General features: G+C 41.9%; 14 protein-coding genes. 8 read left to right on the forward strand and 6 right to left on the reverse strand.

What is annotated here, in order from left to right:
- Nucleotides 1-148 precede the first annotated feature (148 nt).
- The gene (locus LN995_RS11240; RefSeq protein ID WP_229961159.1) at nt 149-910 is read right to left on the reverse strand and encodes an NUDIX hydrolase; all 762 of its coding nucleotides are present in this window, start codon (nt 908-910) and stop codon (nt 149-151) included.
- A 107-nt stretch (nt 911-1,017) separates the two neighbouring features.
- Here LN995_RS11240 and LN995_RS11245 point away from each other — a divergent pair, with 107 nt between their 5' ends.
- From LN995_RS11245 to LN995_RS11255, 3 genes are all read left to right on the forward strand, one after another.
- Nucleotides 1,018-2,676 carry a carboxylesterase/lipase family protein gene (locus LN995_RS11245; protein ID WP_229961160.1) on the forward strand — a complete coding sequence of 553 codons (1,659 nt, stop codon included), beginning with the start codon at nt 1,018-1,020 and terminating at the stop codon, nt 2,674-2,676.
- A gap of 463 nt (nt 2,677-3,139) precedes the next feature.
- Nucleotides 3,140-3,514, forward strand: coding sequence for a hypothetical protein (locus LN995_RS11250; protein WP_229961161.1), 375 nt, complete (start codon nt 3,140-3,142; stop codon nt 3,512-3,514).
- Nucleotides 3,515-3,779: 265 nt separating this feature from the next.
- Complete coding sequence (locus tag LN995_RS11255) at nt 3,780-4,271, forward strand: hypothetical protein (RefSeq protein ID WP_229961162.1); 492 nt, start codon at nt 3,780-3,782, stop codon at nt 4,269-4,271.
- A 135-nt stretch (nt 4,272-4,406) separates the two neighbouring features.
- Here the strand turns inward: LN995_RS11255 and LN995_RS11260 are convergent, their stop codons facing one another.
- Nucleotides 4,407-4,598 (reverse strand): YceI family protein, encoded by a 192-nt coding sequence (locus LN995_RS11260; protein ID WP_317206947.1) that lies wholly within the window; start codon nt 4,596-4,598, stop codon nt 4,407-4,409.
- Nucleotides 4,599-4,877: 279 nt separating this feature from the next.
- Here LN995_RS11260 and LN995_RS11265 point away from each other — a divergent pair, with 279 nt between their 5' ends.
- Nucleotides 4,878-5,312 (forward strand): response regulator, encoded by a 435-nt coding sequence (locus tag LN995_RS11265; RefSeq protein ID WP_229961164.1) that lies wholly within the window; start codon nt 4,878-4,880, stop codon nt 5,310-5,312.
- Nucleotides 5,313-5,390: 78 nt separating this feature from the next.
- Here the strand turns inward: LN995_RS11265 and LN995_RS11270 are convergent, their stop codons facing one another.
- Nucleotides 5,391-6,623 carry a nucleoside recognition domain-containing protein gene (locus LN995_RS11270; protein WP_229961165.1) on the reverse strand — a complete coding sequence of 411 codons (1,233 nt, stop codon included), beginning with the start codon at nt 6,621-6,623 and terminating at the stop codon, nt 5,391-5,393.
- A 214-nt stretch (nt 6,624-6,837) separates the two neighbouring features.
- Entirely contained in the window at nt 6,838-8,286 is a 1,449-nt protein-coding gene (locus LN995_RS11275; protein WP_229961166.1) for a M14 family metallopeptidase, read from the reverse strand.
- A 359-nt stretch (nt 8,287-8,645) separates the two neighbouring features.
- On the opposite strand from LN995_RS11275, the gene LN995_RS11280 reads away from it, so the two are divergent.
- On the forward strand, nt 8,646-8,834 hold the full coding sequence (locus tag LN995_RS11280; protein ID WP_229961167.1) for a hypothetical protein: 189 nt from the start codon (nt 8,646-8,648) through the stop codon (nt 8,832-8,834).
- Between the two features lie 178 nt (nt 8,835-9,012).
- On the opposite strand, the gene LN995_RS11285 is transcribed toward LN995_RS11280, so the two are convergent.
- Together LN995_RS11285 and LN995_RS11290 are read right to left on the reverse strand one after the other, a co-directional pair.
- Nucleotides 9,013-9,705 (reverse strand): hypothetical protein, encoded by a 693-nt coding sequence (locus LN995_RS11285; RefSeq protein ID WP_229961168.1) that lies wholly within the window; start codon nt 9,703-9,705, stop codon nt 9,013-9,015.
- 45 nt (nt 9,706-9,750) lie between these two features.
- A complete protein-coding gene (locus tag LN995_RS11290; protein WP_229961169.1) occupies nt 9,751-10,974 on the reverse strand; it encodes a DUF2254 domain-containing protein in 1,224 nt (407 codons plus the stop codon).
- Between the two features lie 727 nt (nt 10,975-11,701).
- Here LN995_RS11290 and LN995_RS11295 point away from each other — a divergent pair.
- From LN995_RS11295 to LN995_RS11305, 3 genes are all read left to right on the forward strand, one after another.
- Complete coding sequence (locus LN995_RS11295) at nt 11,702-12,511, forward strand: alpha/beta fold hydrolase (protein WP_229961170.1); 810 nt, start codon at nt 11,702-11,704, stop codon at nt 12,509-12,511.
- Between the two features lie 354 nt (nt 12,512-12,865).
- Entirely contained in the window at nt 12,866-14,470 is a 1,605-nt protein-coding gene (locus tag LN995_RS11300; RefSeq protein ID WP_229961171.1) for a PAS domain-containing sensor histidine kinase, read from the forward strand.
- Between the two features lie 513 nt (nt 14,471-14,983).
- Entirely contained in the window at nt 14,984-15,931 is a 948-nt protein-coding gene (locus LN995_RS11305; protein WP_229961172.1) for a manganese catalase family protein, read from the forward strand.

The raw sequence follows: 15,931 nt of genomic DNA on the forward strand, positions 1-15,931 counted from the left end.
ACAGGATATTAGCTTAGCGTTAACTACGGACGGGGGCAGGATTATAAGGGGGCTTTTATACTTAATAAAGATGACGTGGAGTTTAAGTGTTGATTATAAATTAATTCGACAAACACATCAAAGTACTCTCTTTTGATTTTTGACAAACTTAACTAAAGAACAGGCTGCCTTTAGTTAGCATGGCTTTGTAGTGCTGCTTATTAAAACGGTACAGATATGGGGCTTTGTGAGCACCTCCTTTTCTTCGTGTCTCTAAGCGATATAATATGCCCAGGCCAAGCATTTTCCTCTGGAAGTTGCGAGGGTCCAGTGTGCGCCCTAAAATGGTTTCGTACAACCGTTGCAGTTCCGGTAGAGTAAACTGTTCCGGAAGCAGCTTATAACCGATAGGTTGCCAGCTTAGCTGAATACGGAGAGACTCCAGGGCAATTTTAATAAGGTGGTTGTGGTCGAAGAGTAAACTAGGTATTTCATCAATGCCCCACCATTGGCATTCTTCTGTAAAGGCATCAGGAGTAGGTGCCACTTTGGGATAATCTACCAAGGCATAATAACCTACTGAAACAGCCCGCTCAAACCACTTTTCAGGTTCGACCAGGTGCTTAAGCTTTTCTTTAATCTCATTCCGGTTATAGCGCTCCACATCGCCGAACAGTTGGAACTGTTGTAGAAAAATGTCTTTTAAACCTGTTCTTTCTTTTAAAATGCGGCAGGCTGCCTGATCCACAGACTCTTCTTTACGTATAGGTCCGCCGGGCAAACTCCATTCCTGAGTGCCTCGCCAGCGTAGGAGCAATACTTTTAACTGGTCCTCATGGAAACCTAAAATAACACAGTCCAGCGTGAGTTCAGATAAGAAAGGAGAAGATTTTCCGGCAGGTTGTTTAGCGGTGATATTTTTCCCAGACATTATATAGATATAAACGTGTTATGTTGTTTTGACATGATAAAATTATTTTCTATCATTATGTCAAATTAACATAATAATAAAGCAGTTACAAACATGTAATATAAAATATGCAGCACATCATAACTCTCTTAATCATAATGCTAACTGGCTTGCAGCTTATGCCTGTGGCCTATGCTCAGAATAACAAAAAAACTTCCGGCACCCTGGCCTCAAATCAGGCTAAAACGGCGAATGGTCTTGTAGAAGGAACCCTAGAAGAAAGCGGTGTGCGCTCCTTTAAAGGAGTGCCCTTTGCGGCACCTCCTGTTGGTGATTTACGTTGGCGGGAACCTCAGCCTGTAAAGAACTGGCAAGGTATACGCAGCACCAAAAAATTTGGGCCACGCGCCATGCAACTGGCAGTTTTCGGGGATATGGGTTTCCGGTCCGATGGGATGAGCGAAGACTGCCTGTACCTGAATGTCTGGACGCCTGCTAAATCTGAAAAGGAAAAGCTGCCCGTGCTAGTGTACTTTTATGGCGGCGGATTTGTGGCCGGCGATGGTTCTGAAGCCCGATACGATGGGGAAAGCATGGCTAAGAAAGGTATTGTGGCTATCACGGTAAATTATCGCCTTGGCGCATTCGGCTTTTTTGCACATCCTGAGCTGACGAAAGAATCGCCTTATCGTTCATCGGGAAACTATGGCTACATGGACCAGAATGCTGCACTGCGTTGGGTACAGCAGAACATTGCGGCATTCGGCGGAGACCCTTCAAAAGTGACTATTGCAGGTGAGTCTGCTGGCTCTATTTCTGTTAGTGCGCAAATGGCAACGCCTTTGTCTGAAGGTTTGATAGCACGTGCTATCGGGGAGAGTGGAGCCTTAGTGAATTCGGGCTTAGATCCAGTTCCGCTTTCGGTTGCCGAGCAGAACGGGGTAAAGTTTGCAAGCAGCATTGGGGCAAATACTTTGGCGGAGCTTCGTGCCATACCTGCGCAGCAGCTTTTAGAGGCAGCAGGTAAACAAGGAGCAGGTCCTTTTGTGGCAACCATAGATGGTTATTTCTTTCCACAATCTCCTACCGCCATTTTTGCCGCAGGGGAGCAGGTGAAGGTACCGCTGCTGGCAGGCTGGAATTCTGAGGAAATGAATTATATGTACGTGATGGGGCAAGAGAAACCGACGCTGGAAAATTACAAGAAGGCAGTGCGAAGGTTGTATGGAGAGAGAGCTGATGAGGTATTGAAAGTTTATGCAGCCTCCACAGATGAAGAAGCATTACAGGCTGCCACTGACCTTGCCGGAGACCGTTTTATAGCCTACAGCACCTGGAAGTGGATAGACTTGCACAGCCAGACAGCGAATGAACCTGTTTACCGTTACCTGTTTTCCCGCCCACGCCCACCAATGGTGCCTGAAATGGGAAATGCTTCATCTGGACTGGCTGGTGGTGTGGTGAAAGAAGAAGACCCAAATGCCTTTAAAATGCCTCCTGCCAGTGGTGCGGTTCATTCTGCCGAAATTGAATACGCTATGGGTAACCTGGATTATAATAAAGTGTATGACTGGACACCGGAGGATTATAAGGTATCTGAAATGATGCAAAGCTACTTTGCCAATTTCATAAAGACTGGAAATCCGAATGGCAAAGGCCTGCCAACATGGCCAGCAGCTAACAAAGGTGATAAAGTGCAGGTAATGCACCTGAATGTAACTACCGTAGCAAAACCAGAACTTAACCGGGCAAGATATGAACTGCTGGATAAACTACAGGCAAAATAGAATGCCTATGGTGTAAAGTATTTAGCATTGGTTAAACGACGTTAGCTAACTAAACCGCTCAAAACATGTTTTGAGCGGTTTTTGTTTTTACTGAAAGTATCTTGTTCTCCTTCAGTAACACGTGTTTTACAAACCTTTGCTTCTTTCTGAAAACAATCCTTCGGAATTAGAGTATAGGCATTAGTTTCATCTTTATCTGATCATAGGTGATGTCAGAACACAGCATCAACAGCTTATCGTTGTTTAGGAAACAGACAGGTGCCTTGAGGTGCTTTTGTGCTTTATCAGCAATGAAAAGTGGCGTTTGAATCGGTATAAATTACTATATTATGTAAACAAATTGCTAATTATTGCTTTTATACGGCACTAAAATAGGCGCTTTAATGTATAAGGTGTACATAATCTAAAGCAAAGGAGAGATGCCTTTGTGATAAAACAAACTTAATATATTATAATCACAACGATGAATTTTGTTGACTTGAAGACTGGATATCTTCTCATGGGCTTTGCTGATTTTGAATCGGCCCTTTTAGCTTCTGAGGAATTGTGTGAGAATGGTTTTAAAATAGCATACCTTAATGAGACAAGCCATGTGCGGGAGCTTGAGGTAAGGGACTTTACCCAAAGCTTTGAAACTGCAGATAGGCGCAAATATCAGAACTACCATTTCTTAAAAGGGGAGGAGGCGAAGGAAAAGGCAAACGAGAGCTTTTGTACTGCTTTGGAGGTGCTGGAGCAGAAGAGTAGCTGTAAAGCCAAATTTGTGATGGTGATTTATCAGGCAAAAGCAAAGCAGTTAAAAAAAACTAAAGTCCATCTGGAGCCGGAAGAGGCCTAAGAAATGTTGCAATATCCTTTTGTCTTTAGGTAAGGCAAAAGGATATTTTTGTGAGCGTTGAGCCGCCGCATCTATCAAAATAATAGCCTTGCCTGATTCCCATGCTATAATGCATGCTGCCTAAAATAAGTGTTACCTGAACCACCTGCTCAATCAAGCGTAAAACCAATAGCGGTTTTATTTGATCGTTTTAAGTAAAGTGAATTCATTTAATGTTTGTTAACAGGCAACCTGATAGTTATAAACGGGTGGTAAGAAAGAAACTATGGTAGGCAAGGCAGCACTTTATGGTTTATTTGCGGGAGCCGCTGGAGTGGCAGCAATGACTCTGGCAGAGAAAATAGAACAGAAACTTACAAAGCGGCCAAACTCCTATGTACCGGCCCATACTTTAGAACTGCTGTTAGGACGCTCACCTAAGCCAGATTCTAAAAAGTTAGGTTTCAACTGGACCATGCACTGGGGAGAAGGCATCTTACTTGGAGTCGTACGAGGGATGATGGCTGAATATGGCTTCGGAGGACCTGTAGGGTCTTTTATGTTTACAAACCTGCGCCTGCTATGTGATCAAACTTTGGAGAATGCGACTGGTGCTGGTGCACCACCCTGGACGTGGCCTAAAGATGAACAAGCGATTGATTTACTGCACAAAGGAATCTATGCCTTTACTACTGGCGCTGTAGCCGATAGCCTTATTGCAGGACCAGAGCGCCATCCCGTAAAACGCAAAGGCTGGACAGTTGGGCAGAGATCTTAAGCACTGTTATCTATAACAGTGTTATTTTATTCTTTACCTGTCAAAGATTAGTCTTACTAATTAATTGTGTAACAAGTAATCTAGCCTTTTTCTCAAAAAGAAAGAGGCTGTTCTTATTCCTGTCATTTTAAATTACTAAACCAGAAAGCTGTAGTTCTTTAACAAAAAACCGAACTTAGTTCTGTCCAAAGTAGCGGCACCTTTAGCTATGGCCGCGCCATCTTTTACAGCAACAGTTGCAGGGAATGAAATAGAGTTGTTAATTCCTTTGATCGTCATGTCTCCTTTAACAGTATAATTTGCCTGGCCAGCTTTTGTACCCTTGATAGGTGTAAGATAAGTAGCTTTTTAAGGGGTATTTTTTCAGCCTAGTTGTATAAAGCAGTTATGGGAGATTGAGGCAGGTAATGTAATTAACATAATAATTGCAATAAGAATATAGGGCTTATTAAAGGTTTTTATAAGAAAGCTTTAACTGGGGAGGAGTTCATAGCTAAAATATGACTATAGATCAGGTTGTTTGCAAACGGTGGTGTGGCACTAAAATAAAACCTGGCTTTTAATAGCTTCGTTACAGGAGGCTGCAAGATGTGAGAATCATTCAAGATGAAAAAACTAAAACAGATCTTATTGATTGATGACGATAAGGCCACAAATTTTTTGAATGCAAGACTTTTAAGTAGTTTGGAGATTGCCGAAGAAGTAAAAGTGTTAACCGACGGACAGCTTGCCTACGACTACCTGACCAGGAGGTGGCAAACAAACCCGAACAGCCCTGAACTGGTTATACTGGACCACCATATGCCTGTTATGGATGGCAAGAAGTTAATGCAGTTATTGAATAAGGAAGGTCTTCTGGAACGGGTAGAGGTGGTATATCTCCTGTTAGCTATCGCTTCAAGCAAGGAGGATATTAAGCATTTTAAGGAACTAGGGGTCCAGGAGTTTACTTCGAAGCCCTTATCTAAGGAAACTGTGATGGATGCTTATAAAAAGTATTGGGCAGGCGATACTGTCAACAACCACAGGTCAGATGGGTAGGCAGCCGGAATTATTTTGCTTCAGTATCTTCTCAGCTACAGTGTTTATAGTCTCTTTTAGTTTAGATGAAGTTTCTTTCTAATGAAAGAAAAGATAAGCAATAAAAATAGCTGCAACAACGCCTGCCAGATCAGCTATAAGGCCGCAGGTGAGTGCATACCTGGTTTTGCGGACACCAACTGAGCCAAAGTAAACGGCTAGTACATAAAATGTAGTTTCCGTGGATCCCTGAATAGTTGATGCCAAACGCCCTACAAAAGAATCTACTCCATACATGTTCATGGCTTCCACCATCATGCCTCGCGCGCCACTGCCACTTAAAGGTTTCATAAAGGCAACAGGCAAAGCAGGTACAAAGTCTGTGTTAACACCCAGCGCAGCAAAAGCATATCCCATTCCGTCTACCAGTAAATCCAACGCTCCCGAAGTTCTGAATACACCAATGGCAACCAGAATGGCCACCAGGTAAGGAATGATGGTAATGGCAACAGTGAAGCCCTCTTTTGCCCCTTCAATAAAAGCCTCATATACATTTACTTTCCGGATTAAAGCCAGCGTAATAAAAGAAATAATGATGGAGAACAGAATAACATTACTGGCAACCGTTGAAATAACGCTGATCTTCTCTTGAGAAATAGTGCTGAAATAGTAAATAAGGCCGCCAGTTAGCAATAACAATGTTCCCAGGTAAGCAAGAATGACCGGGTTTAGTAAGTTAATACGCTGGTAGATTGCTACTGCTATCAAGCCTATGATGGTAGAGAAAAATGTCGCCAGCAGGATTGGAATAAATATATCAGACGGATCAGCAGCCCCAAGCTGTGCCCGGAATACCATTATGCTTATTGGAATAATGGTAAGCCCCGATGTGTTCAGCACCAGGAACATGATCTGGGCATTGGAAGCAGTTTCTTTATCGGTATTTAACTCCTGCATTTCCTTCATAGCTTTCAGGCCCAGTGGAGTTGCAGCATTGTCCAGCCCTAACAAATTAGCGGAGAAATTCATAAGAATTGATCCGAATACTGGGTGGTTTTTGGGAATCCCCGGGAATAAACGGCTAAAGAAAGGTCCTACAAGTCGGGCGAAAATAGCAATAATACCTCCGCGTTCGCCTACATTCATTAAACCAAGCCAGAGCGTCATTACCCCTGTTAAGCCCAGAGAGATTTCAAATCCGAGTTTGGCATTATCAAAGGTGCTGGCTACAAGCTTCTGAAAGATTTCGGTATTCTGGAAAAAGATAAGCTGAAACAAAGCTATGCAGAAAGCGATCAGGAAGAAACCTGCCCAAAGATAATTTAAAACCATGTAGAAAAGGATTGGTATGAAATGAGCTTGAAATATACAAAGCTAAACTCATTTCTGAAACTGTCAATTATATAAGTTGATAACTATATAGAGGATTGAAAAGAAATGTTCTGCTATAGTACTACTGAATCAAAGGTGGTACTATAGCAGAACATTTTTGGGTTCCATTCATCTGTTTAAAAATGCTACGCTTACATAGCTAGAGGGTACACTATTAAAGTACCAGTCCATGAAAAAGTGATGGTTTGGTACCTGTAAGGTCATACACAAAACCATTTACTATAGCGTAACGAACCTGGCCCTTGGCATCTTTCAATACAAAATTTGCCCCGCTGTATAAGTTAAGATCGTGGCTTACTTTTTTTGATTTTCTGGTAACATTCAGGGGCAGGTTTATTGGGTCTATGTTGTTAGCAGATAGCTTTTCCACCCGAACTGTGGTATAGCCCTCCGCTAATAACTCCTTTGAACGCGCTGCCGTTAGAGCCATTATGTCTTTAAAAGGGGCGGGATAAACCTTCCCTGGTACAAGTGAAAGGCTTTCTCCGTTTACTTCTTCGTAACCATAGAAAACGCTCATATCGCCAATTTCCTGTATGCTGCTGCGGTAGTAAAAGTCTCTATTGGCTCGAGGCGCATCTATTTCATCACGAATAATACCCACATCCAAAAGAGTGCTACGCCCATTATCCTGGTAGCGAACATTTCGTACCACCAGGTCAAACAGGTAGCGTTCGTTTTGTGGTATTTTGTAATAGTTTTCCCGGCTGTAATTGGTGTACCCGTTTTCCCCGATAAGGTGTAGTGCTGAAACGAGGGAAGCAAAATTAAGCTGCCGTATGTACTGTTTCTCCGGGTCTCCTTTATAGCCCCCGGACTCAATCAGGATGACACTGGTTCCCCATTTCTGAATATTATCACCAAATGCACGTGGTTCGTGTTCATCTGAATATTTGCCTACTTGGCCCGGAATAAATTGCTGCAAAGCTTCGTTCATGCCCACAATGGTACGCATAGCCCTATCCCGAACAGTATCTACAGTTTGTGCATGGTCAAATGGTGGAGCCAGAAAGGAAATGGTAGCTGGTTTTGAGGTTGTACCTACCGTGTAGAGACGACTTTGGTCATGCAGGTTAAATCCAAATTCAGGATTTAGGCTGTCGCGTAGACTTTTCAGCAACTGGGCCTCCGGGCTTTGTAACCGTAGTGCATCTCGGTTCAGGTCAATTTCCAGAGCGTTACGACGTGTAAATCTTTCTGCTCCATCAGGGTTGAGCATGGGCACTATGTAAAGGGTCGTGTTCTCCAGAATCTGCTGCCGAATGGCATCCAGTTTATCTGTCTTCTGTAGAAAATTGAACAAATCAAATAAAGCCATGGTAGCCGTTGATTCGTCGCCATGCATCTGCGACCAAAGTAAAACCTTGGTTTTACCAGTACCTGCTTTAACTAAAAAAATATCACGCTGCTCTACTGACTTTCCTACAGTTTGCACCTGGAAGAGCGGGTTCTTGGCTAGTTGTTGCAAAAGCGGAACAATGTCCTGGTGTTTAAACCGTCGGTTATGTAGTGATAGTTCTTTATATGAGGAATGCAGGTCAAAGACATCCTGCGCTACTTTTGTGACAGGTGTTGTTTGGCACTTGGCATTTAATAATGTCATGAGCGAAATAAATATGAGAATATAAAGCTTAAGCATTAGTTCATAGGTTTAAATTACTCTATGACAATAACTAACTTAATGCTCCTTAAGAAGTACAGCAGCAACATCAGGAGCATAAAAATGTGGTTAATATAGGAAGTAATTCCTTCTTGTGAAAATGAAAGCTTTGAAGGGTAACTATATGTTTATCTTTGTGAGGATTTGGTTTTTTTAAGCATAAAAGTAACAGCGTTTGGCTGAAAGTCAAGGCGCAAATTATAGGGCTTCTGCTGCTTCGGGTAAAGTCTCTTTTATAGTTTCTTATGAAATTATATTTTTAAAATAAAGGTTACTCCTTTGCGGATAAGCGTCACTACAATATGGAAATGACAGAAAAAGAGTTTGATAAAAGATTTATAGAGACACTGGACTCTCTACTAGTAGCCATGGCTGAGAATTCAGAAATTGATCCGAATAAGTTCTATGGAATGGCATGTGTCCTTGAGAACCTGCGGTATTTTAGCCCGGTTATTTATGGGGCTATTCAAAATCAAAATTCAAAGAAGTAGTGTTCAGGGGCTATAGTCAGTTCCTAGTTATAAAGAGAATAGAAGGAAATAAAACCTTATAGTGAAAGGCTTTAGGAAAAAGGCACCATCTGTGCCTTTTTTGCTTATCTGGCTAGCACTAGCATAAAATGCAGTATAATTAAGCTGCCAAAAAACTGTTTCTAACCAAAAGTAAAAGTTACTGACAGCAGTTACAGTTCTTGAGCAGCTTTTTAGTACCTTTTTGCAACGCCCTGCTAACTGCTGAAGGAACAGTAGAGACATTTAGGGTTGTTTTGCCTCTGTATCCATTCTCGTAATCTTTATTTGGGAGGGATATTCCAGACATTTCTGTAGTAGTGGCGAGGGTATAAATTAAATTCCTTGTTTGGGTGGAATACAGCTGGAAATGTACGGTAGCCTTAGTATCATCAGCATGGCTCTGTAGTCCTTCGTATTGTTGCATTTGTCTTATTTCATCGGCACTGTCTGAATAATAACCTAATCCTGCCTCGAGGTTTCCAACAGACAGCTGAAGATAATATCCATATCCTAACTGTTGCATCTTTGCCAGGTTACTGGTATCAGTAGCCTGGTCAGGCTTTATGCCATGCATGCGCAGGTACATGTCCTGCTCAACAACGTAAGATGGTAGCAGTCCGGTCTCGCTTACCTGTGGGGCAAGTTTTTCATATAATTTATAAGATTGGTTGGCTGTTACACCTTTAGCCTCACCTATTAACACTTTTTCACCTGAAGTAAGGGCATTAGGGCAGCCCCCGAGTGAGGCCGTGTGGGTTGTGTGGGGGATGCAGCCAGTGAAGGATGCCAATACAAGCAGTAAAAGTAACTTTTTGCAGAAACCTAGGTGTGGCGTAGAAGTATGTTTCATCAGAGTCAGTGAGTGCTGGTTCTTTTTTGGGAGTAATTTTAATGCTTAAAGAGCATTATTATGTTTAATGCTTTTTTGAGTTTCTTGTAATAATTTACCTATAATGGCATGCGGAGCTATGGATTGTAGCTGTGTAAGCAATTGCTGCAACTCATGTTGTACCAACCTGTCATTCTTTCCATAATCCCAGATAGGTAATACTGAGTCCGCAAAAATCATTTCAAAGGTTAGTTCTTTGGTAATGATTCGTGCCTTATTTTCTTTGTTCTTGATGGTATTAGCAGGGAAATAACACGCCCTGTAGGAAAACAACTGAAACAGAGCTCGCAGGCTTTCGATAGCAGTTCCCGGATCGTTAATGCCGGGGCTTAAAGCTTTAATAGCCACTTCCATTAGCTGTCTGAAGCCATAAAAGAAGTTACCTTCAACAGATTCATTATTATGCAGATATATTGTGTTAAGTATTGCTTCTTTTACTTCATCGGGTATTTGTTTGCTTACTTGCAACACTGGCAAACCTTCTAAAACAAATGTTCCAGAGGTGTGCAGAATTTGTAGGATACAGTCATTCTCATCGCATAACTTAATTAGTGAACGTTTGTTATAACCCTCGTAGATGCCTGATGATGTTGCAAAAATGAACTGATCACCTTGTAGTGAGGTAGCTTCTGAAGGCTCTTGCTGTAGTTGACACGATCGCTCTAACGCAGCTTTAGTTTCTTCATATATTCTTTGAATAATTACTTTGTACTTCACAGATTGGGTGATATAATGAAGAAAGTAGATAAACAGGAAAATATCGAAGACAGTAATTGCGATCAGTAAATAAGTGCTTAGAGCTGGTATATAAATGCCGGAATCAATACCCCTGATCGTGCTTAGCAGAAAGAGAGCATAAACTATAGTGCCTATATAAATACCTAAAACCACCTGCTGGAAACGGTTTCCTATCAGCTTATCCAGTACACGGTTACTCATTTGAGAGGCCGCCTGATTGAGTACTATCATTACCATTGAGAAACTAAACACGGCCAGCGAAATAACTCCTGCAACAATAGCAGAGATAATACTTCGGGCGGTTGAAGCATCTTTCAGGCTGAGCCAATGCAACTGCGATTTTATTTCTTTGCCTTCTTCTGAAAAGTCAAAAGCAATAACTAAACAAGACAAAATAAGAAACAACAAAGCAATAAAAGCAGGGTAAAATGCAATACTGTTAATTATCTTATTATAGTGGCCCTGAAGCCATATTCGAATGTTACTCCACATAGTTTTGTATTAGTAATCGCAGAATAGTTTTGCCACTACATCTAAATAAAACCTCCTGAAGGCATATAGCAAAAGCTAATAATAACAATGCATGAAGGTGTTTTTAGCGCTTCCGTAATTTTCTTTAATTCCTTTACATTAATGTCTGTTGCATATGTTTATGCTAACAACATTGGGAGCCAATTTAGCTGATCTTTATCTGATTAAATAGTTAATCAAATAAATTAGTAACACTATTAGGCTTCAATCAGCAAGGTCTTTTAAAGCATAACACAACCTCTACTAGCCCAACAACAGCATCTTCTGTTTATCTTCTGCAAAGTAGAAAGAAGTTTTAGTGATATAAGGAAGCAAACTCTGTATTCAAAAGTATTTTTAGCTAAGTTAGCGTGATAACTCGCTGCTTAAGTGGCTACTTATAAGTAAGCCTGTAGTATATTCATTTTGTTGAGTATTATATATGCCTGCTATAGAGTTTACTTTAAACCAGAGCGACTAATGATAAAACACTTTTTTAGTTTTGAATAAAATTAAGTAAGTTTAAAGCAGTAGGACCTTTTGTAGATTTACTATTCTTTTGTCTTATTAAACTTTTTAATGCAAACAGTTGTATGCTTGTAAAACAAGGTTTCCCTAATAATAACCTTCTTTATTCTTAGCCAAGTTGGATTAGTTACACCAACAAGGTTATCTTTGCCCGTCATACTTAATTATGTGTTAGTGTCGCATGGACCCATTGAAGAGAAACAATGTAAAAGTTTTTGGTAAAGGAAAACAGGCTATGATTTTCGGCCACGGATTTGGCTGTGATCAGAACATGTGGCGGTACATTACGCCAGCCTTTCAGCAAGAATATATAATTGTACTCCTCGATCATGTAGGGGCAGGTGATTCTGATGCCTCTGCCTATGATGAAGCTAAATATTCTACCTTGCAGGGATACGCGACGGATATACTGGAAATATGCAGGCACCTTAACCTGAAAGATTCCATATATGTAGGCCATTCCGTGGGGGCGATGATTGGTATTTTAAGTGCAATTCAGGAACCTGAGCGATTTGAGAGACTTGTGCTGGTGGGGCCTTCTCCCTGCTACATCAACGATGAAGACTATACAGGAGGGTTTGAACGAGCCGAAGTGCAGGCAATGCTGGAGCTTATGGAAACTGATTATATAGGCTGGTCAAGTGCTTTTGCACCTTTTGTTATGGGAAACCCGGACAGGCCATCGCTGGGGGAGGAGTTAACTAACAGCTTCTGTAAAACAGATTCCATAATAGCAAAACGCTTTGCCCAGGTTGCCTTTCTATCTGATAATCGCATGGATTTACTTGAGCTACAGACAAAGTCATTGATTCTGCAGTGCGCGGAGGATATGATTGCTCCGGCTGAAGTGGGAGAATACATGCATAATATCCTCAAAGGCTCTACGCTGGTTAATTTAAATGCTTCAGGCCATTGTCCAAACCTGAGTGCTCCCCTGGAAACCATTACGGCGATAGAAAATTATCTTATAGAAAATTATCTTAAGGTGTAATTCCCATAGCAATAAGTGGAGTAAGGACCAATTCGGCTGAAGAGGTTTTCCTCCTGCTTTAGTTTAAGCTCCTCACTGCACAGGAATATTTAAGGCAGGTGTGGTGGTAAAGTAACACTAAGACTATCCATTTCTGACAACGCGGCTATTTACCTCTTAGCTAGAAAAGCTCAGGATGCTGCTTTTGTAGGGTAAAGATATAAAGTTGATGTTCTTGCCAAACCATAAAATGCTATCTTAAATAATTAAATTTAGAAGTCATTATATATAAATTGAGGTGCTAATTGCGGGAACTTGGGAATGGGTAAAGCGTATTCTATTCCAACACCTTTATTTATATTTATTTAATAATTGATGCCAAGTAGATCCCCCGACGAAACGCATGGCGAAGCCATAGCCTTCAGGAAGATTTTTGAAAACCTGCCTGAGCTGTACCTGCTCCTCTCTTCAGAGTTGATTATCCTGGCCGTTAGTGATGCTTACCTGAAGGAAACACTTGCTATAAGGGAACACATTGTAGGTAAATACATATTTGAAGTCTTTCCTGATAACCCCGAAGTGCCTGATGCCCATGGCGTTGCTAACTTGAAAGCCTCCCTGCAAACTGTGCTGGCTACCCGTAAACCTCATGAGATGCTGGTACAGCATTACGATGTGCAGCGCCCTGCAGCATTGGGTGGAGGTTTTGAAACTCGCTATTGGTTACCTTTAAATACGCCTGTGCTTAATGACAAAGGTGAAGTGCTTTATATCATTCATCAGGTAACCAACGTCACAGAGCAGGTAATGGCCCGTAAGAGAGGAGAACAGAATGAAGCTTTGCTACAAGGCTTGGCTGATACTTCTCCTGTGTCTTTATGGATGACGGATAAGAATGGAGCTATTATTTATGTCAATCAAACATGGACTGACTGGACGGGCAGGCCTTTTGAAACTCATTTAGGTAATGGCTGGGTGCTTTCTATTCTGGAGGAGGAGCGGGAGCGAATTGCAGGTAAGCTTTTGAATGATATCTATGCCCGAGCCCCTTTTTACGCAGAATTTCGCTTACTTCATGTTGATGGAACCATCCGCTGGTGCCTGGCTGAAGGTGTACCCCATTATTTGGATGATACCTTTGTCGGATATGTAGGTTCCTGTAACGACATCACGAAACGAAAGCAGTCAGAGCAGGAACTGCAGAATATGACAGAAGAATTGGCTGAGGCTAATAAGGAACTGCTATCAGTAAACCAACAACTCACGCATATTAACTTAGACCTGGACAACTTTATTTATGCGGCATCACATGATTTAAAAGCACCTATCGCCAATATTGAAGGGTTACTGGAAATTCTTTCAGATGAGATTTCTCTTGTTCTGGAAGATAGAACAGAAGTGCAGCAAATATTGGATATGATGCAAGGCTCTGTGGAACGCTTCAAGAAAACGATTGGTAACCTGACAGATGTTACTAAACTACAGAAAGAAAATAACAAAGAGATAACACCAATAATTGTTCAGGAGGTCGTACAGGAAGTGCTACTGGACCTGGAGCAGCTGATTCAGAAATCAAATGCACAGGTAGAGATAGATGTCACAAAATGTGAAACTATTCACTTCTCTGAGAAAAACTTAAGGAGCATTGTCTATAACCTTATTTCTAATGCAATAAAATATAGTTCTCCTGAACGCTCTCCGCTAGTGCAGGTAGCATACCATAAGGAACAGGGTTATGCTGTGCTTACTGTACAGGATAACGGATCAGGTATGAATGAGAAGCAGGTAGGGCAATTGTTTACCATGTTCAGGCGCTTTCATGATCATGTGGAGGGCTCTGGTGTAGGACTTTATATGGTTAAGCGCATGGTGGAGAACGCTGGTGGGCGAATTGAAGTCAATAGTGTTGTTGGGTTAGGTACTACATTTACCGTCTATTTAAAGAATCAGAATTCTCAAACTACAGGTACAGGCTGCTAAACCTTGCAGGAAGAGAGCAATAGTTTTTTTCAGTATAAGAATATCTGCAAGCATTTTGAAGCAAAGTTAATTCGAGAAACCATTAAAAAGATACCAGGTCTCTTATGACTGGTATTGCCCAATGTTTAATATATAACTGTAAAATATTATTGGTTATAGTTAGGCTCCAGAAGTTGCGCTTCCTGCTTTTATTACTCCCGTTATTATAGAAATTGGAATTGTTTCTGTTGATTTCACCGGCCCCTTCAAAAATTGCTCGAATATACATGCCCTGATGAAAATGCCCAAAGGCCGCTTTGAGCATTTTTAATGCTTTTGTGAGACATCCTTTTTGCCCCACTGGTAAGTAATGCTTCACATAATCAAGTAGTTGTATGTGTGATAATGGCTCAACGTAATGCTAATTAAATACAGGGATGTTCACATGAACTGGGGACTGTTATAACCTTTCTGCTGCTGCTGCTCGTTTAAAAGTAAAGTAATAAGATTGTTTCACTTTAAAAAGGAGGCTAAATGTTTTACCACGTAAAGGAATTACAGTTTAACGCGCGGGTATCTAAGCCGGACCCGAAGTTCGCCAGCATGCTGCTGGAGCAGTTCGGTGGCGCCAACGGAGAGCTCGCAGCAGCCATGAATTACTTTGTGCAGGCTTTTCCTGCCCGACAGCCTTACCCGGACAAGTATGATATGCTCATGGATATTGCCACAGAAGAGTTCAGCCACCTCGAAATAGTGGGTGCCACTATCCAGATGCTGCTGGGCCCGGTAAACGGAGAGTTGAAGGATTTGGCTGACCAATCCGAGATTATGCAGTTGCTTAAGGGCAAGGCAGCTAAAGAAAACATAATACATGAGGCGATGGTGAATCCGCAGTTCCTGACTTTAAGCGGAGGAGGCCCTACACTCACCAACAGCCAGGGGGTGCCGTGGAATGCTGCCTACATCCATGCAAACGGCGATCTGACCGTGGACCTGCGCACTGATATTGCGGCAGAGGCACGTGCAAAGATCGTGTACGAGTACCTGATGCAGTTTACAGATGATCCTTACGTGAAGGAGACGCTTCGCTTCCTGATGACACGTGAGGTGGCACATGCCCAGATGTTTGAGGCAGCGTTGGCAACCATCACTCCAAACTTCCCGCCAGGCGTGCGCCAGGGCGACCCACGCTACAGCAACTCTTACTTTAACATGTCTAATGGTGCAGAGGTGCGCGGGCCATGGAACGAGGGGCAAACACCGGTAACAGGTGAGGAATGGTTATATGTGGATGATCCTGTGAAACATGTGGTTGAGACCAATGGCATGACAAAAGACCATGAGCCACAGGGAACCAACCGCAACATGGAGGAAACAGATAAACTCAACATGCAGATCAGCGAGGAGCGCAGCAGCCACATTAAATCATCTGTTCCTAAAGGGGAGAATCAGTGGAGCACGTATCCACAAAAGGACCTTTAG

The organism is Pontibacter silvestris (genome assembly GCF_020907275.1).
Taxonomy (GTDB): Bacteria; Bacteroidota; Bacteroidia; order Cytophagales; family Hymenobacteraceae; genus Pontibacter; species Pontibacter silvestris.